The organism is Parasphingopyxis sp., from assembly GCF_028279465.1.
Lineage (GTDB): Bacteria > Pseudomonadota > Alphaproteobacteria > Sphingomonadales > Sphingomonadaceae > Parasphingopyxis.
Genome location: NZ_JANQNS010000018.1, coordinates 42,144 through 67,003, shown reverse-complemented (window position 1 = coordinate 67,003; position 24,860 = coordinate 42,144). Strand labels below are relative to the sequence as shown.

Genomic DNA, 24,860 nt, shown 5'->3' with positions numbered 1-24,860 from the left:
AGGGGCCCTCCCTGTTGCAGCGCAGAAAAGCTTGAAGCGAAAATCACGGCAAATTCATAATCGGCATATTGCAATGCAGGAAATGCAAGACATTGATTAGGATGTGAAATTTTGGAACTAAAGTGGCTTGAAGACTTTATTTGTGTTGCGGAGAAGGGACACTTTGCGCAGGCTGCGGAAAGCCGGCTCGTCACGCAATCCGCTTTGAGTCGCCGTATTCAGTCTCTCGAGCTATGGATTGGGGCCAGCCTGTTCGACCGATCCGAACATCCAATCAGGCTGACTACGGCCGGCGAGGAGTTCATCAAGACAGCCCGGGAAATCGTCGATCAGTCCTACGAAGCGCGCGCATTTGCGAACAAATATTCGCGCATGGGCGATGACAGCATCACGATCTCCTGCCTTCACACGCTGGCTCTCAGATTCATCCCTGAGCTGATCAATACTCTGCAACAGAAAACTCGGCCCTTCTCCACATCGATCATTGCCGAAACGCGGACTGTAGAGGAGTATCTGACGGCGCTGAGCATTGGCACGTGCGACTTCTTCATTTGCTACGATCATCCGTCAATATCCTTCGATATCGATCCGGTGCAATATCCCAGCATCGAGATCGCTAGCCACCACATCCGGCCCTATCAAAGCTTGGACCGGGAGCCGATCGATTTGAACGACAGCTCGGGTGATGCAATCCCGCATATCGAATATGCCGGAACCTCTTTTATGTCCCGCGTGTTCGAACAGCTCTTTCGCAAGGCGCCGTTCAAGAAACGCCTGCGCGTCGTCTACCGGGCCTCTCTGGCCGAAAGCATGCTTGCGGCGGCACAGAAGGGTTTCGGCGTTGCATGGTTGCCGGAAACGGTTGTGCCTGTAGATCCGGCCGAACTCGGGCTGCGCCTCGTATCGGAGGAATCCTCGACTTTGCTCTCGATCAGGGCGTATCGGTCGATGAGCAACAGCAGTCAGCTCGTCGGCGAAATCTGGGAGGCGTTGACCGAGATGTGATTCTCGGTCGCCGGTCGCTAAGGACCGAGATTTCGGCCCATGAGCGACGATCACTGTGCTTCCGTTGGCTCTCCGACGGTTTCTTTGACCTCATCGGCCTCCGCCTCGTCTGGCTCCGGATCGGGCACCAGCGGCAACACCGGCTGATACTCGGGCAGACCCAGATGACGGGCATACCATTGCAACTCGGCGTTGATCTTGAACAGGCGGTTGCGCGGCTCTCGAAAGTTGTGCGGCTCGCCATCGGCGATATAGAGTTCAGTCGGAGTGCCTGCCGCACGGACGGCCCGATACATCAAGATGCCTTGTGTCGGCGGGACGCGTTCGTCATCCTCGCCGGTGAAGAAGAGAGTTGGCGTACGTACGTTCCAGGCACCTGCCAAGGGGGATTGTGCGCGATACGCATCGAGGGGCGCACCTTCTTCCCACGGGCTGCCGCCGAACCACGGCGTTCGGTTGCGGCGGCGGTCGCTTTCGCCATAGAGCGACACCCAATCGGCCACGCCCGCGCCGGAAGACGCAGCCGCGAAACGATCGGTTATCGTGATCAGCCGGTTAGTCATATGGCCGCCGGCGCTCCAGCCCATCTTCACGAGCCGATCCGGATCGGCGAGGCCGCGTTCGACGAGCGCGTCTATGCCGGAAAGCACATCGAGATGCGCGTTGCGAAAATAGTTGCCGACCATGTCGCGCATGAAGGCGTCGCCATAGCCGGTTCCACCGCGATGATTGGGCAGCAGAACACCATAGCCCTGCCCGGCAAGTACCGGCACGTAGCGCGATGCGTTCCAGCTCCCGAACTGTGACGACGAACGTGGGCCGCCATGGGTGATGGTCACTAGCGGGAAGCGCTGTCCGGGTTCGTAACCGATGGGATATACGAGCAGTCCCTCGATCTCATATCCGTCGTCGCTGCGCCAGCGCACTGCTTCCTGGCGCGGCAGTCGGAAACGCTCGGGCCAGTCGGCATAGTGGCTGGTCAGCGCGCGCAGCGAACCGGTCCCGGGATCGATCTCGTAGACCTCGCCCGGATTACCCGCGGTTGCGACCGTTGCGACATGGCGGTCGAGAATGGGATCATAGTGCCAGTCGTCGATCACATGATCGCCTTGGGTTGCCCGATCGAGACTTCGGTGCGCCAGGTCGTAGCGGAACAATTCCGTTCGTAGCCCGATATTGCCCAGCACCCAGAGCGCGGCGCCGTCCGCCGACCAAGCAAAATCGAGCACCTCGATCGGTGTATCTGCGAACAGCAGTTCCGGTTCGAGGCTACCGACCTGCTGCAGGAACAGATTATCCTCATAATAGGGTTCGCCAGCGGCATTGACCGTGGCGATAAAGGCGAAGCTTTGACTGTCCGGCGACAATTTGGCCCGGCTCTCATTATAGCTGTTCACGGTGAGCCTGACGGGTTCCCCGCCAGCAAGCGCCAGAAGCCACAATTCGTTCAGGTCGCTGCGGTCCGGATCACTCGTTTCGCGTCGCTGATACAGGATATGATTGCCGTCGCGCGACAAGGTATAGTTGGCGATGAAGGATCCATCGTCGACCAGAGTCGCGACCGCATTGTCTTCGAACCGATATTGGTAGATCGCATCGGGTCTCGTGAAATCATACGGCCGGATTTGCCAGTCCGCATCGGAATCGTCAGGCCTGTTGCTGGTGAAGAGGAAAGACTGGCCATCGGGCAGCCAACTCACGTCGTCGACATCGTCGTGATGGTCGGTAAGCCTTACGATCTCGCCGGTAGCGGGCGTGACGAGATAGGCCTGATCATGTTCGTCGCCATTCCCGTTCTCATCCCCATTTTCGTTGTCCGCCGCTTCCCGTTCACCAGTCGCAAGAAACGCTTGGTGGCCGGGCCGCCAGTGCACGGATTCCTCAAGCAGCTCCGCGATACCGAGCACGGCGAGATCGAGCAGCGCGGCGCTGGTGAGATCGCGAATCTCGATCGTATCGTCGATCTCATTGTCCGCCCAATCGATCTGCGAGACATCATAGGCTAGCCAGCGACCATCACTCGATAGCGTCGGCGTACCCAGCCGTGAGATCTCGACCATGTCGACGGCTGTCATCGGCCGAGGCTCGGACAATACTGCACTTGTATCCAAAGGCCGGGCCTCCGCCAGTGCCATCTGTGAGGCGCCTGCAATCGCTGCGATGGCGATCCAGTAATGATATTGAATCGAAATGACCACGCTCACGCGTCTGCCCCCTTATTCGTCGACGAGTTGCAACCCGGTGATCCGTGAGACACCATGATTGGTCGTCATTTCAAATTCCGTTTTCGCAAACCGTAATGCGAAATGCGCAAAACCCTGAGTTACCAGCCGCTATTGAACTGAGATCGATGTCTAGATTGTCTGTGTCGTACAAGCCGGTTCGTTAGGTGATGCGCTATGACGAGTCTTCCCTCGTTGGGAAGCTAGCTGGCGGAGCCAAAGTTTGAGAGGCGATGGTTGCCAATCAAGAAGGCAGATTTTTCGATCTAGATGGATACTTCATCCGTGGACGGAAATGGCAGGAAATAGTCTCATCGTGAAGAATAGGTCCGGCGTGGTATCAAACATGGTGCTGGACGTATGGAAACATGAGTAATTTTTTATGTCAATGTCTTGTTCTTCTATTTCGAATCTCACCCTCTCCGCCAAAAATATTTAATAAAATCAATACTTTAATGGAATTTTTCGGTTGATCATCGGTCAACTCGCCACTGATGCGCGCTAGTCGAATGTCCGCCAGCTTTGGCATTGTGCCCGCTTTGCGCCCGAGGCGGGCTCATTTAGCTACAGATTGTGTTTATCCGGAAAAACAATGTCACGAGCATGATGCAAGCCGCTCTTCCATCGGCGCAATGCGATATCGGAGCGATGTCATCGGCAGGTCGTTGTGCTCGGCATAGCCGCGATAGAGAGATGCTGCGCGACGCATTGTGTTGCAGGCCTGCGCCATTTGGCCGTTAGCCCAATAGGCTTCCGAAGCCTCCTGTAGCCGGTGTGCATAGTTGAGCGTTGGCCCTGTGCCCGGGCCGCCTGACCTCTCGCTCAGCCGTGCCAGTCTGAGGCCCTGCTCGATGTCGCGCGTTGCCGCCTCGCGTTCGCCGTTCTCCGCTGTAACCCAGCCGCGCGCTATACTTGTTATCGCCAGCCGGCGTTGCAGGTCATTGTCTTCGGGATCGGCTCGATACGAACGCAGTGCGCGCTGATAGGTCGGTTCGATGATACGACCAGCTTCCTCGCTGCGATCCAGCTGCAGCAATGTTCGCGCCAGATTGGTTGCTATGGTCGCCTCCAGCCGGTGATCGACGGGCAGTCCCGTCTCGGTGGCGAGTCGCCGCTGAGCAGCCAACGCCCTTCGGAACGGCGCGACACCATCCGCATAGCTGCCCATGACGATCCGGAAACCAGCCGACATATTCACAAGATCATTATAGGCGCGCCGAACATCTATGTCGGCACGAACGTCGGCGGGCGCGTTCTCGATACGCGAGATAGCATGCTGGATCGCGCGATTGCCGCCTACTACATCGTCGTTGCAACAGGCCAGTGCATTGGCAAGGTATCGCTCTGCGCGTGTATACTCGGCGATCACCTCCGCAGACGGTGAGGCAATCTCCAGCAACAGTGCGCGAGCCCGTTCGGCGTGCGCCGGGGCTGCCTGCGTATCGATAAAAGTAAGCAACTTGTCGCGCGCGAGTCCGATATGGCTGCGCGCAAGGGCGAGGCGAACAGCGTCGCTCTGCCTTTCTTCATAAAGATCCTCGAGTATTGATGCGGACCGTTCGTACAGCGCTATGCCGCCTGACAGATCGCCGGCATTGGCTGCACCCAAAGTACCTGTCGCGGTGGCAAGACGGTAAAAGCCTCGCCCTGCCGCAAGCCGCGCTTCATAAGACGCGTCCGGATCGCTTGCCAACGCCTCGAGATGGCGCTGCGCATTTCTGGCGAGCATCAAGCGCGCCTCTGAATTCCCTGGTCGATTGCTGACTTCGTCGAACACGTCGAACATCATCGCGCTCGCCAGTTCGCGGGTATCGGCAAGGTTCGCTTCGGCTTCCGCCCTGGCCAGCTCGGTCTGCCGATAAGCCAGACTAACAAGGATGAGCGCTGTCAAAACAGCCAGCGCCACCACTAAAGTTGCAATTGCAACCAGGCGCTGCCGCCGCACGAATTTGCCGAACAGATAGGCTGGCCCGCCATGCATGGCGGAAACAGGTCTCGATGTTCGATGGTTTTCAATATCTTCGGTGAGAGCGGAAACTGACGGGTAGCGCCTATCGGTATTCTCGGATGCAGCTTTGTTCGCGATCGCTATCAGCTCGCGCGGTGCATCGGCACCGGCGAGCAATTCAAGAAGCTTTCCAAGTGCATAGATATCCGAAAGCGTCGTTGCCTCGCCGCCATCGCGCTGTTCGGGCGCAGCAAAGCCAGGCGTATAAGCCGAATTGGCGCCATCTTGCGCCGCATCTCCATCATCTGGGCGCGCGATGCCGAAATCGATCAGCTTCACGATTCCGGCATCCGTGATCAGCACATTGGGCGGTGTCAGATCCCGATGAATGACGAGGCGCTGATGGGCCGCTTCTACGGCGTCGCAAATCTGCTCGAAGACAGCGATCCGGCTTTCGATCGGCCTGTCAGTCCCTTCGAGCCACTGGTCTACAGGCTCGCCATCGATATATTCCATCACGAAATAGGGCGCGCCGTCTTCGGTTTCGCCTCCATCGAAAAGCCGGGCGATATTGGGATGATTCAGATCAGCCAGAATTTGCCGCTCGCGTCGAAAGCGCTCGACCATTTCTCGCGTTGTGAGCCGCTGTTTGATCAGCTTGATTGCGACGACGAAATCGAAATCGTCCGTCGCCCTTTCGGCTAGATAGACATTACCCATCCCGCCGCGACCGATAAGGCGCAGCACTCGGTATGACCCGATATCTTCGGGGTCTTCGTCTTCATCGTCGAGCAAAGCCGCGCCGCCCGTCATCAGCCTGCCTGTTGCCACCGGTTTCTTCGCGAGCAGTTCGATGGCGCGCGAGCGGGCGCGTTTGCTTATACTTCCATGGGATTGCAGATAATCGCCGCGTTCATTCGATGGCCGATCCAGCGCCTCTTCGACAGCGGCCATCGCCTCCCGCTCGATTTCCGGATCGCGGCGATCCATCGTCAGTGACTGAGCCTGTCATGGAGCCAGATGCGCGAAACCTGCCATCGCCGCCTTACCGTCGCCACAGAGATATCGAGCACGGTTGAAATGTCCGTCATCGACATGCCGCCGAAAAAGCGCATCTCCACGATATTGGCGCGTTGCGGATCGATGGCCCGCAGCTCCTCCAAATGCATATCGAGCGCCAGCAGTTCGACCGGCAACTGCCATTCGCCGATATTGGTCTGCAGCGTCACCTTGGTGTGATAGCGCTTGTCGGCATCGCGGCGGCGGGCCTGGTCGACAAGGATCTGCCGCATGATCCGCGACGCCAGAGCGAGGATATGCGCGCGGCTTTTGAATTCCATCCGGTCGAGACGGGAAAGGCGGATCACCGCTTCGTTTATTAGGTCGCCCGTGGACAGCGACGAGCGGGCTTCCTGCGCCAGCTTGGCCGCGGCAATGGCTTCCAGTTCGCGATGGATATCGCGAATGACGGAGTCGCCGGCATCGGTATCGCCGGACTGCCAGTCGGCCATGAGCGCGCTGTGATCCATGAACACCCCCCTGAATCGCGACCTTTACAAGAATAATCAGAGATTTTTCGAGATTCCAAGGGATTTAGCGCGCCCTACAACCCTCTGCGCTTGGCAAAGGCCACCAGGTCCTCGACCCGCTGCCCGACCAGCTCCCGCTCCTTCAACTTCAGCGCCAGCCATGTCTTGCGCTTATCCTCGGGTTGTTCGAGCGCCTCCTCGAGCAGCTTGAGAACCTCTCGTTCGATCGTTGGATTGGGTGCGGCCATGCCCGTTCTCCGCTCGTGCCCGATCAATCAGAACCGCCAGTCGATAGTGGCCGAACCGGCGATGCTCTGTTCTTCGCCGAGCAGGCCACGCAACTCGCCGCCGATCGACCATCCATTGCCGATTTCGTAGCGACCCGCGGCCGTGAATAGCCCGGCCGAGCCGTTGACGCGCGGATTACGGACCGAAAAGATCGTGCCGGGCCCGCCTGCAAACGCCATGTTCGCCTGCGCGACATTGCTGTGGCCGTCGACATATTGCGCGCTGAAATCGACGCCGCCGCGCGCACCCTGCCAGTTGGCGAAGAGGCCGCCGCCGAAGCGCGTGATCTCATCCGAAGCATCGGCGCTGACCAGGCTGATATCGCCTGCGCCTGTTTCTGCGAACCGGCCGAGATCGGCGCTCGCATGGTGGATCGAGGCGATCGGTCCCGCTGTCCAGCCATTGCCGATCGGGATACCGTAGCGAGCCTCGCCGGAAATCGCGAAGGTCTCGACATCGACGCTCGCACGCGCGTGGCGGTCGAACGTGTTGACGCGGATACGGCGATCGACGCTCGCATCGGTCTCTGCATAGTCGATTGCGCCGGCGATGGTGACACCCGCGCCGCCACTGCCGTAGCGCGCATAGGCGCCGAGATGCCAGCCATCATATTCGGCATCGCTGAGCCGATCGTCGACATCGACGCCGCCATCGATATAACCAAGCGCCGCGCCCGCCGCCCAGCGATTGCCCGCGCCACGATAATCGATGCCGATATCGAAGCCGTAATCATTATGCTCGACATCCGCGCCATTGCCGTCGCCATCGACCGAACCGTCGCTGCCGACGATGCTCGTCCACAGGCCCCAGCCTTCGCCATAGGGTTCGTGCGCCCGGGCGACCAGCCGCTGCGACCGCGTCAGCCCGTCGCTCGCCGCCTGGCTGAGCAGCGCGGCGTAAATCTCGCCTGAGGCCGTATCGAACGCGGTCAGCGCCTGGCTCGTGTTCGAGAAGATCAGCTGGTCGATGACAGCGGCGAGATCGCCTGTCGCACCCGCTTCCAGCCGGTCGAACGCGCCGGCGACCGATGCCTGGTTCGGCGTTTGCGCGACGCTGGCAAAGGCGACCGGGGCAGGGGGCGGGGGTGTCGGTCCGCCCGTTGGCGGCGGCGGAGGCGGTGTTGGTGTCATCGCGCGTTCGGCGGCGAGCCGCACATTGTCCGCACCATGCTCAAGGCTCAGTGTCAGAAAGGGAAGATCGTCCTCGATACCGTCGAACATGCCGGTCACGCCGCCCGTCGCCGAAAGGACCTGGAACTCGGTGCGCGAGCCGAAATCTTCTTCGGGCGTCATCGAGGAGACGACGACTGTGCCGCCGTTCAGCTTCGCGCTACCGTTCACCTCCAGCCGGTCGGATGCGCCGGTATTCGCCAGCGCGCCATCGGCCAGGTTGCCGTCGATATCGACGAGGAAGCGCGAGCCTGCTTCGAAGACCAGCGCGCTGCCGATCGAAGTGACCTGCAACGGCCCGTCGCCGCCCGGCGCGATATCGCCTTCGATGGTGATCGCATTGCCATCGCCGAGCAGAATCTCGTCGAGCGAGTTGAAAACTCCGCCCGCGCGCACGAAGATCGCATTCGCGCCGCCGCCCATATCGATATTGCCGGTGAAGATACCCGAGCTGTCGAACACATCGTCGCCGCCGCCGAAGATCACATCACCGTCGATTTCGCCTGCGTTGAGGACGGTTTGCCCCTCATCCACCGCGGAGAAGTTGAGCGCAAAGCCATTGGCGGACGTGACGCTGCCATCCTCGGTGATTTGGAAGTCGTTGATGAGGCTTGAGGAGACAATCCCGTCCGATCCTGCGCCGGAGACGTCGATAATCCCCTCGACACTAATCGAAGCAAAGCGGTTTGAACCCGGCTCAAGAAAGTTGGTGTCCGAATTCGCATCGCCCCAACCGCTGCCGATCACCACGCCATGCGCGCCATCGCCGCTGGTGGTGATCGTGCGGGAGAGAATTGTGAGCGTGAGGGAGGTATTGTCGGCCACATCAAACGCCGGAACATCGCCGATCTGGATGCCGTGCGAACCGTCGCCCTCAGTCGAAAGCGATAGCGGTGCAAAGGACATACTGAGTATCGGCCTTACATCAGTCGCGGCGCTATCGACAAACACCCCTTCGACACCGCCGAATAGGATGCCGATAGCATTGTCGCCGCGCGTCTGGATCGTGCTTCCGGCCTCAACGATATCGACAATACCGTCGACGAAATCGCCAGTGACCGTCGCATATTCCATCCCGTGCGACCGCGCGCCAGATGTCACGATGACATTGTCTCCAGTGAAGATCAGCGCATCACCAGTCGACAAACCGTCCATGTTGAAGTCATCGGCGACAAAGCCATCACGAATGGCGCCGTAGAAAATCCCGCGGCTATCATCTCCGGTGGTCATGATCTCCGTTTGGCCAATGGATGTCGTTTGCGAGGAACCGACCCTCCCGACAGCGGCCTGGGTGCCGATGCTGATCGCATCGCTGTTCGCGCCTGCCGTCGAAACCTGGTTGTCGCTGATCGTGATGACGGTCGTCGAGTTATCGCCCGCTAATGTCGCGACATCTATGCCGCGGCTGTTGCCGCCAAGCGTTCTGATCGTGCTAGTCGCAATGTCGAATGTGGAGATCGACAAATTCGCTGGGTCGATCACATCGAACACGCTGCCATCGTTGAACGTAAGAGCTGTGCTGTTTGCGCCCTCCGTTCTGAAGACACTGTCGACTATGGAGAGCGATGTCGCGCTGCCTTCGCCCAGCGCCTCTGCAAAGAGACTACGGCTGTTATCGCCGACGGTGTTGAAGCTGCTGTTGGTGATGGTGGTAGTGCTGACACTGTCGCTCAAGATCGAACCTGCGAAGAACGCGTCGCTGTTCGCACCCAGCGTTGAGAACTCAGTTGCGTCGAGAGTGTAGGAGATGAACGTGGCACCCGTTCCGCCTGCGTCACCAGCGGTGCGTTCGAACGAAAGGGCATCGGCCTCATCTCCTTCGGTCGCGATGCTGCTTTCGCCGATAAAGAATGTCATTGAGGAGCCGCCCGTCGATTGGTCACTTTCGACATCAATCCCGCCCGAACCATCGCCAGAGCTGCTCAGCGTTCCTCCGATCATCACGAGACTGCCAACGTTCGTTCCTTCACGTCCAGCAACCCGCACCAATACACTCTCATCACCTGCGCTGGTTAGCTCGGAATCGGCGACGATGAAGGTGTAGTCGCTGAGCCCGCCGGTGTTGAGCCGCACCACGTCGCTGCCGTTGCCGGTCGTACTCACAAGCGCGTCGAGCAGTTCCAGACTGGTCGATCCGGCATTACCAGTGTTGAGCAGGATGGCCGCAGCATCAGCGCCAGCCGTTGATATCTCGCTGCGGCTGATCGCACCGGTGAAGGTCGAACCATCGGGCGCGTCAAAGCTGATCGCGGAGGACCCGTCGCCCGTGGTTGAAACCACGCTGGGGTCGGCAAGGTCGTTCGCGGTCAGGAACAGCGCGCCAATGCTGTCCGACACCCCGCCGCCCAGCGCCAAGGCATCGCTGTTCGCGCCGGTGGTCGTGGCCGTGATATCGGTCATCGCTGCGTAGAAGCCGGTGCCATCACCCGCATTGAGTTCGGTGAGGCGGAACAGCGGCGCGCTATCGCCCACGCTGGAGAAGGTCGTATCGCTGGCGACCAGCGCAATCGCTTCGCTGGCGGAGATGACTGCCGCATCATCGCCGCCCGTGCGAATAATCGCACCATTCGACGTCCCCAGCGCCAGTGGAGACGCGCTGACAATCGCGCCCGCGCCCATCATGGATTCGACCGTGGCACCGTCCACTTCCATCAGTTGGTTGAACGGTGTGAAGTCGAACGGATCGACCGTAATCGGATCGGCTCCCGATGCGCCGCCACCGACGGCAGAGGGCGTCTGCACACCAACACTGTTGATATAGGTGGTGATCAGGTTCATCGCCCGGTCGGAAAGCCGCGCTTTCAGGACAGTCGTTTCGGCCTCGACCGCATCGAGCAACCCGTCATTGTTGCTGGCTTCCAGCAACCGGATCGCCACCGCATCGCCTGTTCCGCCCGATATGGTCGCGCCGTTATTGACCAGAATCGCTGTACGCCCGGCATTGACGATGCGAATAGCGTCGGAATTAGCACCAGCGGCGGTGATGTTTTCGCTCGCCCCGATCGTGATCTCCGTCGCGTCTCGCACCGCACCAGGATCGCGATTGCGCAAGCCAAGGATTTCGATCGCGTGAGAATCAGTGCCAAGAGTGGCGGCTTCAGTGCCGGTCAGGAGGATCGAGAACAGCGAATCGGTCACGCCGTCCATCTGGCTGTCGACGGAGATGCCGACACTTCGATCCCCGTCAGTTGTCACGGTTGAGTCGTTGATGGTGATGGTTTGTACCGAGGGATCGATCGGCCCCGAAGCGGCGGAGCCAACAATGATGGCACCGCTGTCATCGCCCGAGGTCGAAAAGTCCGATCGACCGATTGTCAAAACCCCGACAGAATCGTTCTGAATAAAGGACTCGATAATGAAGGCCGCGCTGTTATCGCCCAGTGTTGACAGCGAGTTGTCGAGCAGGTTCACATTGATCGTGGAAGTCTGGCCCTCGATTCCTCCGATCTGCACCGCGTCACTGTTAGGGCCGCCTCCAGTGGAGATCGTCGAGTTGCTGATGTTAAAGGTAAAGGCGCTGCCTTCGCCGATGGCGTCGATATTGACCGCTTTGGCATTGGGGCCACCGGCAAAGATAATCGAGTTGTTGATGACCAATTCAGCGGCGCTTCTGGAATCCAGTTGCTCCACCAACACACCATTGCTTTCAGTGCCCGCGGTGGTGAGCACGACCGTGTCCAGAACCAGACGCAGGTTGGAATTGTCGGTCAGAGGTTCGATCACAATCCCCTTGGACTCGTTGCCTTCAGCGCCAAGGATGGTCTGAACAAAGGTCGCGTCAATTTGCGCAGGCCCTCCGGCGCTTCCGAGCCGGACGATATCGGATTGATCGCCTGTCGTGATCAGCGCTCCGGCGTTGTCGATCAAGTTCACTTGATCCGCACGAGCCGCAATCGCCACGCCCGCGCCCATATCGATCCGGCCGCTATTGGTGATCGTCACTATGCTGTCGCCATCGCCCGTAGCGGTCGCGTCAGCCTCGCCAAAGCTGGCGGCGATGCCGATCGATTGTACGTCAGTCGTCGCGCTCAGATCGATATTGCCGCTAGTATTGATGGTCGCATCGATGGCATCATCGCGCGTCGCAAAGGCGGTGATGCCAAAACCCAGCGGCGCATCGAGCGTGATGTCGCCCTCATTGGTGATATCGAAGATGTAGTCGCCCGTATTGGACGCATCGGCGGTCGATGCGTCGATGCCGCGCAGCGTATCCCCTGTGCCGGTGATCGTGCCTTGGTTGATAACTTCCAACCGGCCCGCATCGGCCTGGTTCAGAAGGAATATGCCTGTCGATGCGCCGCCCGTAGCGGTCATGTCGATGGCGCTGTTGTTTGTTACCGAAAGGACGACAATATCGCCGCGCCCCTGCGCCAAAATGCCAAAACTGCCGATACCGTCGGTCGAAATCGAGGTATCGTCAGGCGCATTACCGCTGACAATGAGAGCCTGGGCAGGCGAGTTGAGATCGTTTGATTCAACAAAGCCAACGATCCCGTGAGTCTGCGGGCCAATCGCCGATAGATTTCCGGTGTTCGAGATGCTCGAGCCCTGATTGGTGGCAAATGCAATGCCGACGATGGCCCCTGCAATACCGTTGAAATCCGTATCGAATGTGCCCACTCCGGTTTCCACCGAGATGTTGCCTAGGTCATTTAGAATCGTAAAGTTTCCGCCATTTGCGATTGCAAGAATTCCGGCCGTGGCGGCGTCACGCTCTCCAATACCATTGGATCTTGCAGTCAAGTTTCCGCCGGAGTTGCTTACGAATACGCTTACCCCACGCCCCTGTAGCGCTATCGCGCTGTCACCCGTCGTGACAGCCTCGATATCTCCGTTCTGGTTGATCAGATCGACCCTGCCACCACCTTGCGCTACTGCTTCAATGCCAAGTGCTGCCATGCCATTACCATCCGCCGTAATATCGGCCGCTGACTCAAGGCGCAGATCGAACCCGTTCTGCGCAATCGCGACAATGCCCTGCGCCGGGCCGGCAATGCCCGGATCGTCGAACACATTGATGACCACGCCCTCTTCGATCAGGATATCGAGATCGCCATTGTCTTTGAGGATATCGATGCCCGCATAGCCGGGAGGCGCGATCGGGGTTGTCGGGTTGCGCACAACGATCCTGTCGAAATCCGGGTCGGTCGGCCTGCTGATCACGCCGTCTTCGAGATCGCCTTCGCAGATCGCTTCGCCGGCGACGATCGGGCAGTTGCCGCTCGTTCCGGGCACCGTTTGCTGCGCCGACGCCGCGCCCGGCGCGATTGCCAATGCCGCCCCGATCGCCGCCAATGCCGCGCCCTGATTTAGCGATGCCCGAAATCCCAGTTTCCCGCCGATAATCATGCCTTGTCCTCCCGGTCCGGCACCGAGAAAAACGGCGCCTCACCAAGAACGGCGCAATCGGGAGGAAAAACTGCTCAAATATTTTTCAGAAAATTCAGGCTGCGGGGTTGCGGCAGACGAAACGGAATGGAGAAGCCATTGTGTTGTAGCGTCCGCTTTCGGTCATTGGCGGCAAATTTACTGACCAGATAAGCAGGCATTCCGCCCTCCCGGGACTAATCGTTGCTGTCAATATTCGACCGCGGGTCATGCTCGTGCAACCATGCTTCGATGACGCCGATATAGGTCTGGGGCAGGCGATGTCCGCTTTCGAAGGACACCTGCGTGACCATTTCCCCGCCCGCTTCGGCCAGGGCCATGTTCTGTTCCGGGGTTGCGAAGACATCGTCGGTCGCTGTTATCAGCAGCCACGGTCGATCGACACGGGGCGCGGCGGCCAGCGGGGCGACCTCGGGCACATTCGCGACGGCCGGGGGCACGAGAGTGACGACATGGGTGACGCGTGGATCCTCGGCGGCCAGCCAAGTCGCCATCTGCGCGCCCATGCTGTAGCCGACCACAAGGACATTGGTCGGCCCGCCCGCCTCTTCGTCCATCAAGTCGAGCAACTGGCGGTAATCGCCGATCGTTTCAGTGATCATTTCGCGATAGGCTCCGGTGTCGCCTTCGCGCGCAGCCATGACGCGGGCGATGGGGTTGGCGCTTTCGGGACGCGCGCCGTGCGCGCGGGCATCGAGCGCGGCAACCCGATAGCCGCGCCGCAGCAGCATCAGCGCCAGTTCATCGCCATAGCTGCGATTGTCGGTGGCGAGCCATTGCAGGGCCGAGCCGGTAAGGCCGTGCATCAGCAGGGCGACGGGAGCGTCGTCGGGGGTTTCGGCGTCGCGGTAGAAGAAGCCGGTGACGGGCGCGCCGTCTTCGGCTTCATAGGCTAGCTGCAGGATACGGGTTTGCGCCGAGGCCGGCGTTACCGCGACCAACGCGGGGGCGAGAAACAGGAAAAGGCTAATCAGTAAACGCATGGCAAATCTCCTTCTGGAGAGCGGCCTAGCGGTCGTGCGGTCAAATGCGCGTCAAATGGCGGGTGGCCATTGCAGCACCGCGTCGGTCCCGCCTTCGGGGCGCGCGCGGATCGACAGGGTCACGCCGAAATGGTCGCCGAGGCGTTGCACCAGCGAGAGGCCGATGCCGAAGCCTTCCTGTCCCTTGTCGGTCTGGCCGAACCCGCTACCGCTGTCACGCACCGTGATGCTACGGGTTTCGATCAGCACTTTGATCGGTCCATCTTGCGAATAGCTCACGGCATTGCGCACGAGGTTCCCGATCAGGACAAGGCCGACCTCCAGAGGAACAGGCATCGAGACCGCGTTGCCCCCGTCGTCGCGGATATCGCATGGACGATCGCGCAGCAGATGGCGATGCGCGTCGATCGAGGCTTGCACTGCCGAGCGGGCGTCGCATCTCTCGCCGCCGTTCGGCTCCCGCCCCAGCCAAAGGATACCGTCGACGAGACGTTGCATGTCGGCAAGTGCGGTTCGCAGACGCGACAAAGCTCTCGACTCGTCTGATTTTTCCTCGATCAACTCCAATGCTCCCACCGCCACCGCGAGAGGCGTGCGCAATTCGTGGCTGGCGTCACGGTTGAAGGCACGTTCGCGGTCCAGCAGGCCCGCAATGCGCCGATCGCGCGCATGCAGCGCTTCGGCGAGAAGGTGCACTTCTTCGGGCGCCTTGTCCGCAACCGGGTAGGGCACGGCGAGATCCGCAGTGGTCCAGGATATGCGCGAGGACAGCTTTTCCAGGGGCTCGGAAAGGCTGGCGATCATCCGGCGCAGGAACAGCAGCGATACGAGGAATGCCAAGAGCGCCATCACCAGTGCGATCAACAAATAGGAAGCGAGCTGCGGTGTCGAACGAATGAAGGGGCGCGCATCGAACAGCACGTAAAGCCGCTGGCCGTTTTCCAACGTGCGCGTGACAAGGTGAAAATGACCCCGCTCCTCGGCAAATATCTCGCCGCGTTCGGCGTCCTGCCTCACCGGAGCGCTCTCCAGCAACCATTCGGGCATATCCACACGCCCCACATAATAGGTCATGTCGAGTGCGGAGACCGTTCCTGAGCCTTGCAATTCCCGCATGTCGCTTGCGGCGAGACGGTCGGCCGCGCTCGCGACCTGGTCGTCGAAAATGTCGTCCTCGAGATCGAACCCGAACAGCGCGATCAGCAACAGGAAAATTATGGCATTGGTGAGAGCCGAGGCAAGGAATGTGGCGAAGACAAGTCGGCGGACGGGACGGCGCATTATCCGCTCCTCTCGGGCGCAAGCGCGTAACCCTTGCCGCGCACGGTCTCGATCCGGTCGGCCATGCCGATCTGCGCAAGCGCGCGACGCAGGTGGTAGACATGCGTCCGCAGTGCCCCGGAATCGGGCGGTTCGTCCTTCCACAAGGCATAAGCGATACGATCGCTTGCCACCGGATCAGGTGCGTTTTCCATCATCAGTTCCAGCATCTGCGCTGCCTTCGCGTGTAGATGCACCGAACCGGCGGGGCCTGAGACCGTGTTGCGCGTGCGATCGAGCGTCAGGTCATCGACGGTCAATTTCGTGGAGGCTTGGGGCTTCGGACGGCGGGCCAGCGCCTCGATCCGTATGCGCAATTCCCTGAGCGAGAAGGGCTTGACGAGATAATCGTCAGCGCCAGCTGCAAAACCGGCCTCCTTGTCCTCGATCGTGTCACGTGCAGTCAACATGATGATCGCCGCCTGCTGGCACGCAGCCCGGCGATATGCCTGGCACACATCGATCCCGTCGCGTCCCGGCAGCTTCAGGTCGAGGACGATGACATCGTAGAAATTCGTCGTTGCCAGATCGAGCCCCTGATCCCCTGAATAGGCAAAATCGAGATCCATCTCATGCTCGAGATATTCGGCGATATTCGCCTGCAGATCGAGATTGTCCTCGACCACGAGCACTCGCATGCGCCTTCTCCCCAGACAAGCAGTCCCACGCTGTCGGATCGAATGTCAAATACATGTCAAAAACCGTCAACCTCACGGCTTTGACGCGCATTTGACATGGCCCCGGCTAACCGCTTTCCGGGAAGGGAAGTCACCATGCAGAATCGCATCAAACTGTCCGATGTCGGCCATTTCTTCGACACCGGGACCGATCGCATCGACCTGTTCGAGAATGTGTCGCTCGAACTTCAAGCGGGCCGCAGCCATGCGATCGTGGGCCCGTCGGGCGCGGGCAAGTCCAGCCTGCTCACGATCATGGCCGGGCTCGACGAGCCGAGACGGGGCGCGGTCACCTTCCATGTCGATGGCAGGCAGGTCGATGCGGTTGGCCTGAGGGCGCGCAGCGGCTTTGTGTTCCAGCAATTCCACCTGATGCCCGAGCTCGACGCGCTCGCCAATCTTGCCCTGCCGCTGCGCCTCAAGGGGGATCCCGATGCGCAGGACAAGGCACGCAACTGGCTGGCGCGGGTCGGGCTGGAGGGTCGGGCCGGACACCAGCCCTCTCGGCTGAGCGGCGGCGAACAGCAGCGCGCGGCCATCGCGCGCGCTTTCATCAGCGAGCCAGCCTTCCTCTTCGCCGACGAACCGACCGGAAATCTCGATGCGGTGACGTCCACCGCGGTGAGCGACCTGATGTTCGACTGCGCACGTGAGAGCGGCTGCTGCATGGTCGTCGTCACTCATAGCGAGGCGCTCGCCAGCCGCACGGATACCGGCTGGATGCTGCGCGATAAGCGGCTGGAGCCAATTCGATGACCTCGGCATCGCTCATCCTGGAAAATGTGCGCAGCGACCTGAAGAGCGGCGATGGGCGGATCGCTTTCGCAGTGCAGGGGTTGATCGCATTCTTCCTGCTCTCGCTCACGCTCGCCAGCGCCTCGATCCAGTCCTATCTCAATGACAATCTCGATCAGATGCTCGGCGCGGACGTCGTGCTGGAGAGCTTCGTGCCGCTTTCCACTGTCCAAATGGAAGAGCTTGCCCGGCACACCGAAAGCCTGTCGCGCACGGCGACCATGCAAGTCGTGTTGACCCATGGCGAGCAATGGGAGCGCGCGCAGCTCAAGATCGTCGACGATGCCTATCCGGTGCAAGGCGAAGTCACCGTCAGCCGTGTCCTCGGTGGCGCCACCGATCGGGCCACCCATCCGCAGCCCGGAGCGATATGGCTCGGTCCGCGGCTTGCAGGGGTACTACGGGCACGGGTCGGAGAGACGATCACGTTCGGCGATACCGCCCTTCGGGTCGATGCGATCCTCGAACACGAACCGGACCGGCTGATGGAAGGTCATAGCGTGGCGATGCGCGCCATGGTGCACGAACGCACCTTCGATAGCGCATCGGCCGGTATGCAAGGCGAGCGGTTTCGCTATCTGATCGGTGCGAGCGAGGCGCAGGAATCGGCCATTCGCGACTGGCAGCGCAGTGAATTGTCGGCCGCACGCCTCCTCAGTAAACGCGGCGGAGACCATCCGCTCGCCAGTTTCTGGCAGCGCGTCGAAAACCTCTTCGGCTTGCTTTCGGTCACTTTCGTCATTCTCGGCGCGGTCGCGCTCGACATGACCAACAGGCGCTGGCTCGAAGCGATGCAATATCGCCTCGCGCTCTACCAGAGCTTCGGCGTGACACTCCGCTGCGGTATAGCGATGATGCTGGCGCAATGGGCGATCGGCTTTCTCTGCGCCTGCCTGGTCGCAGCCGTTCTCGCGGCGGTCGGGCAGCTGGCGCTGCTCGACATCCTTGACGATACCTTCCCCGGCATCGCGCCAGTCTGGCCGGTTGCCGCGCTGGCGCAGACGGTTGGCTTGCTGGCCCTGCTCGCCATCCTTTTACAGTTGCCTTTCATCCTCCCCCTGATGCGCGCCTCTGTCTCGAGCCTGATTCGCTCCGAAGGCCGGTTGACACCGGCCACGCTGCGTTTGGTTTCAGGGGCTGCCGCCGTGTCGGCCGTCGCGCTGGCCTATACCGACAACTGGTTGCTGACGGTGATGATCCTTGCCGCCGTTGCCGCCGGGATCGTGTTGCTCGTCCTCGTGACCTGGTCCGCACTGTGGCTGGGAGATCGCCTGTTTGGCCGCAGGGGCGGATTGCTGCCCTTCGTCGTGTTCCTCATGCGGCGCAGGATCACATCGAAGACCGCGCAAGTCGTCGGGCTTGGAGCGAGCGCGCTGCTATTGCTTGTCACACTAATGTTGCTCGGTCAGATCGGCGAACGGCTCGAAGAGCAGCGCCGCACGCATGACGGCAATCTCGTCATCGCCGAGGCGAGCGAGGCGCATGTGGCGGCGCTGAACGAATGGGCGCGCGAGACCGGCAGCGAGATACGCAGCCTGCGCCCCTTTGTCCGCGCCCAGCTCGTTCGCGTCAACGATCGCCCGCTTGCCGATCATGCCGGCGGGCCGAGCGAGACGCTTGCGACGATGCAGGAGCCCATTCGCCTCCACTGGACCGATCCGCTGCCTGCTAACAATCGCGTGGTCGCCGGATCGTGGTGGGATGCGGGCACTGCCTCGTGGGACCGGATTTCGGTGGAGGAGGAGGTCATGACCGACCTGCGTCTCGAACTGGGCGATGCGCTGGACTTCAGCGTGGACGGCGAAATGCGCCGCTTCACCTTGGTCTCCAGCCATGTCTACCAACCGGGTGCCAGCTCGATCACATTCTGGTTCCAAGTTCCCGAAACCGCACGCCCGCACATTCCCGGCACCACACTGTTCATGGGCACGATGGAATTGCCCGAAACCGCATGGGACGCGTTGCCCGGCCTGTGGGTGCAGCATCCGGAGCTGATACTCGAGCCAATTCAGGAGATAACCGAACGCTTCGATCGCATCGTTGCGTTGGTCAAACGGGTATCGGTCGGTTTTTCCGCCTTCGTGCTGCTGCTCACCATGCTTGTCATCGCCGCGTCGGTGAGAGGGTTCGAAGCCGATGACCGCCTGCGCGACGGTCTGCTGCAAACGATGGGTTTTGACAGGCGCGACGTCGCGCGGCTCAGCTTGTCAGAATGGTCCCTGACCGGTGCGCTGGCGGCTTTCGGCGCGATCGGCGGCGCGTGGCTTGCCGGGACGCTGATCTTCGAAAGTCAGTTCGGCTTGCCCTTCCGCTTCTCGCCCCTCTGGGTAGCAGGGACATTGGCGGCGATCGCTCTCATGTTGTTCATCTTCATGGCGCTTGCTGGCAGCTTCAGTCGGAGGGGATCAATTCAAGAATTGCTACAAGGACAATAGTCCAACGGCCGCGTCAGCTGATCATATCAGCAGGTTAAGGTGCGGGTTCGAGTGCTGCACTATCAAGTATCCGGAACCGTGCTCGGGTGCTTCGAACTGGCGATCCTAAGGGCCTCATCAAGGATTCTGGCGGATCTTCTTTTAGGCACGATTTTGGTGTGGGAATTGCCCTCTAGCCTGAGATAATGTTTCATCGGGTTTTGGTCCGTTGATGATCGCCTATGATGGGAAGCATCAAACCCGTTGCAGGCGAACCTTGGCGACAGCTTCGTGACCCTGTTTCGCCGATGGTATAATGCCTGAGGCGATAAACGGGTGCGACGCTCGCGCGCAATCCTTTGGCGGCCTTGCCAATGTCTACTGGAAGCCGGCAAGCAGACCTTTGCGTGCATCACTTCAGGCGATCGTCGGGTTATTGCATGGTGACTTTACGACGATGCGCTGTTGCGTCTTGAGCTTAAATTTTCGAACAAGTGCAGCGTTGATATCTTCTGTTCAGCCATAAGGGTCTAGATGCCACTCAATCCCGACATCGTTGGTACGAAGCTCGTTCCCGTCGAAGTCGCGCTGACGCAGCGTATGACACTCGCTTTCGCGGCTGGCATAGACGAGGTGGTCGAGCTGGAGGAGCGCGCGGCAAATGCTTCGCCGCTCCAGGCCGTGGCGCTCGAATGGCGGCTCGTCATCGCTGCCGGCCATGCGCATCTCGGGCTCGATGGCGAGGCGCGGCTGCGGATCGTCCATGCCGGCCAGTCCTCGCGTTTTCCTGGCACATTGCATGCCGGGCGTACCTATCGGGTTGAGGCTGAGATCACCGGCGCGTACAACAGCAGTGCGGGCGGCGTTGTCGAAACGACGATGACGACTTGTGATGCCGAGACGAATGAAATCGTGGTGGAGACGGTGTCCACCGCCCTGTGCCGGGGCTCCGACTTTCAGGGTAAGCCGACAAGGGTTCGGCAGCGGCCCGCACCGCGGCAATTCGATGGCGAGATCGCGCTGCCGATCGACCGCTGGCTGCCGCATCGCTACACGGAGTGTTCGGGCATCTGGAACCCGATCCATACTGAACCCGCCATCGCCCGTGCGGCCAGTCTGCCGGGCATTATTGTGCATGGGACGGCGACCTGGGCGCTTGCAGGCAAGGCTATCGCCGCGCATTTCGCCGATACTCACACGGGCGTGCTCGAAGCGCTGTCTGGCCGCTTCACGGGCATGGCTTTTCCCGGTTCGATGCTGCGCCTGCACTATGTATCGCCATCGTCGGACGGCGCTATTGTGTTCGCGGTCGTCGATGCTCAGGGCAGCACGGTCATCGCGGATGGTGAGGCGCGGTTGCGCAGCTGATCTTTGCGGTGTGCGCCATGCGCTAGACGAGCTGATCGCATCTCGAGCGATTGTAGATGGTGTTCTACCGTCTTACGGTGTAACCTAGGAAACCCAGCAGGCTATGCCGGAGGGCATGCAAGGCTGTGCGTGCGTTAATCGACAATTCTGTTGAGCTGCTTGTTCAGCAGAGCCGAGAAGCGGCGAGGCCTTTCGATTGGCGGACAATGGCCGACCTTGGCCATACTTTGGTAGCGCGCGTTCTGCATTTCCTCGGCCAAAGTCATGGCAGACTCCTCCGGGATGTTATCATCGTCTTCGCCACGTACGACCAGTGCCGGCGCGGCGATCGCTGATAACTCGGTGCTTCGATCAGGCCTTTCTGCCAGCGCTTTGGCAATCGACAAGAGGCCCGCGCGATTCGACGCCGCAACAGTTGCGGACCATTTGCGGATCTCGTCCGGTCGGCTCTCGGTAAAGACGGGCGAAAACATCGCCGCGGCGACGCCTTGCGCGATCTCGTCTGACCAGTCGCCGCCGATCGCTTTGACGAAATCGACAAACCCCGAGCGCTCTTCCTCGCTCCATGGCGCGCCATGCATGCCAATCAGGCATAGCGATCTGACGCGCTCCGGAAACTGCACCGACGCTTCGAGCGCCAGCAGGCCGCCCATCGAATGGCCGACGAGATGGGCAGCCTCGCTCCCGGTTGCGTCGAGGATGTCGACCAGCCAGCGAACCCAATCGTCCATTGCAAAACCATCCGGCGCGGCGTCAGCATCGCCATGTCCCGGTTGGGCCGGCACGACCGCACTGAAGCCGTCCGGTAAATGGTTGGCACTGTGTTGCCACATGGTGGGCGACATCAGAAAGCCGTGAAGAAATATGACTGCCTCGCCCGAGCCCGTAATTTCGACCGGTGTCGACAGGTTATTGTCGGTTTTCACGTCGTGAATGGTCAAAATCGATTCTCCTTGGCACGCGACTTGGCCGTTTGCCTGTTGCAATGACATTGCTGCATTCGGTCTTGTGGACATCTCGGCACTGAAGCGATAATCTACGTATACGTATATTATATGATATTGCAAATGGCGGATATTGCGCCTCTGCGTGATATTTCGAAGGCTCGGCCGCCTGTATCGGCCCGCCGCGGCGCATAGGGAGAGAGAATATGATCTTCGATCGATTTGCCGACATATTGGCAAAGACAAGGGCTGTGGCGGTGCTGCTGTTGCTGGTCTTTGCTTGGCCTTCCAGTCCGGCTGCGGCCCAGGATGAGCCATCGGTCGAGGCATCGGCTATTGATCACGTCATCATCGGGGTGCGCGATATCGACGCAGCGAGTGGGGCGTTCGCGGAGCTGCTAGGCACCAGTTTCTACTCAATCGTACCGGTTGGAATGACGCCGCTCGGCATCGCGGATATGCGGATCGACAGCAGCGGGTTCGCACTGGCCGAGATTGCGGATGATGGCGGCCTGCTGAGCCGGATGATCGACAGTGACGGTCATGCTCCGATTGGCTTGGCGTTCAGAGTCCCCAATATGGATCGTGCAGTCACCGCGATGGCGGCGCACAATATACCGCTGCTCGCAAGGGAGAGCGGCACTACGCGTGAAGTTGCTATTTTCGATCCGCGCGCGACTTATGGCGTACTCGTCGCGCTCGTCACCTACCGGGCGAACTATCCAGTTGCGAACTCAGACATCGCCGGGCTTTGGCGCCAGCGCGAGGGTCTCGAAGGGCCCGGCGCCTATGATCCGCCGGCCAGTTCGATCGGCGCAATCGAGGTTGATCATGTCCTCATCTATGTGTCGGACATTGATGGAGCCACATCGCTTTTCCAGCGTTTTTTGGGATCGAGCTTCTCCGGCCCGCATGACCGACCTAATAACCATCGGCTCAGCGTCGATGGTCTAGGTGTTGAGTTCATCAGCGCGGCTGGCGCCGATGCGCGGATCAATCGCCTTGTTCGTGAACGGCGCAACGGCGATCTTTCCGGCGAGGGGATCGACGCAGTTTCCGTGCGCGTTGGCGATTACCGTCAGGCAATGAATGTGCTTGCGGCTCGCGGTGTCGAACCGTTTCTGACTCGCAACACGCCCGTCCGAGACGTCGCACTCGTGGCGAGTGGTGGTGAGGTTGGCATCGGCTTCGAGATCATCGAGTATGACGCGATCGTCCATCCGATAGCCGCGCTGGAGATGCTCCACACCTTGCTCGAGGACAATCGCTGACGCGCCACAAGAAATGCGAACCTATTCGCGCGGGCCGTGTTTTATTATGTTCTGTCGATGCCCGTTATCGGCGGCGCTGCATAATCTGTCGATATTCCTCGAAGGTCAGCGCATCATTCTCGTCCTGATCGAGATGGGTGCGAAATACATAAGCATTGAACAGGATAAACTCGTTCCGGCCGAGCAGCCCGTCCTCGTCGCGGTCGAAGGAACGGAATACCGCAGCGGCATTGTTCGCTGCTCCCTGGCGCTGGGTACCGCGAAACTCCTCGGCCGTCAGGCTGCCATCGCCGTCGGCATCGGCCCTGGCGAGCTGGCCGAGGCGATAGCCGAGATATTCGCGGATACTGACATTGCCGTCGCTATCCTGGTCAAGCGCGTTGAAGCCGGCCTCCAGTGATGTCTGCGCCGGAGCGTCCTCGGCGAAGGTGACAAGCGCGATGCCGGCGAGGATGTGTTTCAAATGTATCATTGTCTCACTCAGCTGCATGTATCTTGGTTGATGACGTCTTCGTCGCCGGAACCCCGCCGCGTGCGATGCCGAGCACACTTTCGGGAAGCGGTCTCGGCTCGTCGACATTAAGCCATAGTCGCAACATCAGCCGCTTCCGGTCCGCATCGTCATAATCGGTATAGGCATGGCGCGAATGCAGGACGGTGCGGTTATTCGCAAACAGAATGTCTCCCGGCCTGAGTGTGGTTTCTAATTCGAGATCGTCGCGTTTCGATGTCTCTTCGAACAGGTCAAGAAAGGCGATTTCGTCCTCGCCCAGCGCCGGCGCCCCTTTCAGCGGCGCGTTGCGGATCGTCTTGGCGTTATAGCCTGCCGAAAGCCAGCCTTGCTCGTAAACGAATACCGGCCATTTCTCGCGCGAATACCGCCCTTCATTCTCGACCACCGATTCCTGTCTTAGGTCGTGGTGGAAGCCGCGAAAGGCAATCGGCAAAAGATCGGGTCTCTGGCTCAGGATTTCGTTATAGATCGACATCGAGCTGACGAGCATGCTTTCGCCACCCTGTTTGGCTTGCCGAACGCAAAAAAGCGCGAGGACGTCGCAGGCATCGGCATGCGGCATTAACTCCTGTGAGGAGGTATAGCCGCGTGCGTCGGGATCACCGGCGAAGTCCGAATTGAGGTCGGTTACATGGCCGACGATGTCGCCGTTGGCATTCTGGCTGGTCGCATCGCCCATGCACGATCCGAGTGCAGTGAGCGCGCGCTCACATTCGCCAACCGAATAGCGATCGACCGGCAAACCCGACAATATGACGAAGCCCAAGCCATCCTCGACCTCGGCAAGTACCTTCTTGCACAGGTCGGGCAGTGCGGCATCGGAGTCCCATTCATAGTCGCGTAGTGCCGACCAGTCGTCAAAGTTGATGGTTGGATCGCCGACGATGCGATCCAGATCCTCTATTGCCCGCGCTGACAGGGACTTCTGCCAGCTATTGTTTTCTTGCAGATCGTAGACCGTCCAGGCCGACTTGTCGGTGATCGGCGATTTCGGATAGTCTGTCATTTGTTTCTCCTCGCTCGAC

At 60.2% G+C, this 24,860-nt stretch carries 17 protein-coding genes; 5 read left to right on the top strand and 12 right to left on the bottom strand.

Annotated features, from left to right (window positions below; all coding sequences use genetic code 11):
* Positions 1-111 precede the first annotated feature (111 nt).
* Positions 112-1,005: a LysR family transcriptional regulator gene (locus Q0974_RS14515; RefSeq protein ID WP_299329117.1), complete on the top strand. Its 894-nt coding sequence runs from the start codon at positions 112-114 to the stop codon at positions 1,003-1,005.
* A gap of 50 nt (positions 1,006-1,055) precedes the next feature.
* On the opposite strand, the gene Q0974_RS14510 is transcribed toward Q0974_RS14515, so the two are convergent.
* The 9 genes from Q0974_RS14510 to Q0974_RS14470 form a co-directional block, all read right to left on the bottom strand.
* A complete protein-coding gene (locus Q0974_RS14510; protein WP_299329115.1) occupies positions 1,056-3,080 on the bottom strand; it encodes a prolyl oligopeptidase family serine peptidase in 2,025 nt (674 codons plus the stop codon).
* Positions 3,081-3,822: 742 nt separating this feature from the next.
* Positions 3,823-6,165 (bottom strand): serine/threonine-protein kinase, encoded by a 2,343-nt coding sequence (locus Q0974_RS14505; protein ID WP_299329113.1) that lies wholly within the window; start codon positions 6,163-6,165, stop codon positions 3,823-3,825.
* Positions 6,166-6,167: 2 nt separating this feature from the next.
* Positions 6,168-6,704, bottom strand: a complete 537-nt coding sequence (locus Q0974_RS14500; RefSeq protein WP_299329112.1) for an ECF-type sigma factor — start codon at positions 6,702-6,704, stop codon at positions 6,168-6,170.
* A gap of 74 nt (positions 6,705-6,778) precedes the next feature.
* The gene (locus tag Q0974_RS14495; RefSeq protein ID WP_299329110.1) at positions 6,779-6,952 is read right to left on the bottom strand and encodes a hypothetical protein; all 174 of its coding nucleotides are present in this window, start codon (positions 6,950-6,952) and stop codon (positions 6,779-6,781) included.
* A 27-nt stretch (positions 6,953-6,979) separates the two neighbouring features.
* Positions 6,980-13,510 carry an autotransporter domain-containing protein gene (locus Q0974_RS14490; protein ID WP_299329108.1) on the bottom strand — a complete coding sequence of 2,177 codons (6,531 nt, stop codon included), beginning with the start codon at positions 13,508-13,510 and terminating at the stop codon, positions 6,980-6,982.
* A gap of 74 nt (positions 13,511-13,584) precedes the next feature.
* A complete protein-coding gene (locus Q0974_RS14485) occupies positions 13,585-13,710 on the bottom strand; it encodes a hypothetical protein (RefSeq protein ID WP_299329107.1) in 126 nt (41 codons plus the stop codon).
* Between the two features lie 15 nt (positions 13,711-13,725).
* Positions 13,726-14,532 carry an alpha/beta fold hydrolase gene (locus Q0974_RS14480; RefSeq protein WP_299329105.1) on the bottom strand — a complete coding sequence of 269 codons (807 nt, stop codon included), beginning with the start codon at positions 14,530-14,532 and terminating at the stop codon, positions 13,726-13,728.
* 51 nt (positions 14,533-14,583) lie between these two features.
* The gene (locus tag Q0974_RS14475) at positions 14,584-15,738 is read right to left on the bottom strand and encodes a HAMP domain-containing sensor histidine kinase (protein WP_299329104.1); all 1,155 of its coding nucleotides are present in this window, start codon (positions 15,736-15,738) and stop codon (positions 14,584-14,586) included.
* 74 nt (positions 15,739-15,812) lie between these two features.
* A complete protein-coding gene (locus tag Q0974_RS14470; protein WP_299329102.1) occupies positions 15,813-16,490 on the bottom strand; it encodes a response regulator transcription factor in 678 nt (225 codons plus the stop codon).
* A 135-nt stretch (positions 16,491-16,625) separates the two neighbouring features.
* Between Q0974_RS14470 and Q0974_RS14465 the strand changes: the two genes are divergently transcribed.
* The 3 genes from Q0974_RS14465 to Q0974_RS14455 all read left to right on the top strand — a co-directional run bounded on the left by Q0974_RS14465 (position 16,626) and on the right by Q0974_RS14455 (position 21,106).
* Positions 16,626-17,285, top strand: coding sequence for an ABC transporter ATP-binding protein (locus tag Q0974_RS14465; protein WP_299329100.1), 660 nt, complete (start codon positions 16,626-16,628; stop codon positions 17,283-17,285).
* A complete protein-coding gene (locus Q0974_RS14460) occupies positions 17,282-19,759 on the top strand; it encodes an FtsX-like permease family protein (RefSeq protein WP_299329099.1) in 2,478 nt (825 codons plus the stop codon). The genes Q0974_RS14465 and Q0974_RS14460 overlap by 4 nt, the downstream gene beginning before the upstream one ends.
* A gap of 513 nt (positions 19,760-20,272) precedes the next feature.
* Positions 20,273-21,106 (top strand): MaoC/PaaZ C-terminal domain-containing protein, encoded by an 834-nt coding sequence (locus Q0974_RS14455; protein WP_299329097.1) that lies wholly within the window; start codon positions 20,273-20,275, stop codon positions 21,104-21,106.
* Positions 21,107-21,240: 134 nt separating this feature from the next.
* On the opposite strand, the gene Q0974_RS14450 is transcribed toward Q0974_RS14455, so the two are convergent.
* Positions 21,241-22,047 (bottom strand): alpha/beta hydrolase, encoded by an 807-nt coding sequence (locus Q0974_RS14450; RefSeq protein ID WP_299329095.1) that lies wholly within the window; start codon positions 22,045-22,047, stop codon positions 21,241-21,243.
* Between the two features lie 209 nt (positions 22,048-22,256).
* Between Q0974_RS14450 and Q0974_RS14445 the strand changes: the two genes are divergently transcribed.
* Positions 22,257-23,321, top strand: a complete 1,065-nt coding sequence (locus Q0974_RS14445) for a hypothetical protein (protein ID WP_299329093.1) — start codon at positions 22,257-22,259, stop codon at positions 23,319-23,321.
* Between the two features lie 64 nt (positions 23,322-23,385).
* Here the strand turns inward: Q0974_RS14445 and Q0974_RS14440 are convergent, their stop codons facing one another.
* Positions 23,386-23,784 carry an EF-hand domain-containing protein gene (locus tag Q0974_RS14440; RefSeq protein WP_299329092.1) on the bottom strand — a complete coding sequence of 133 codons (399 nt, stop codon included), beginning with the start codon at positions 23,782-23,784 and terminating at the stop codon, positions 23,386-23,388.
* A gap of 13 nt (positions 23,785-23,797) precedes the next feature.
* Positions 23,798-24,841 (bottom strand): TauD/TfdA family dioxygenase, encoded by a 1,044-nt coding sequence (locus Q0974_RS14435; protein WP_299329091.1) that lies wholly within the window; start codon positions 24,839-24,841, stop codon positions 23,798-23,800.
* Positions 24,842-24,860: the final 19 nt, after the last annotated feature.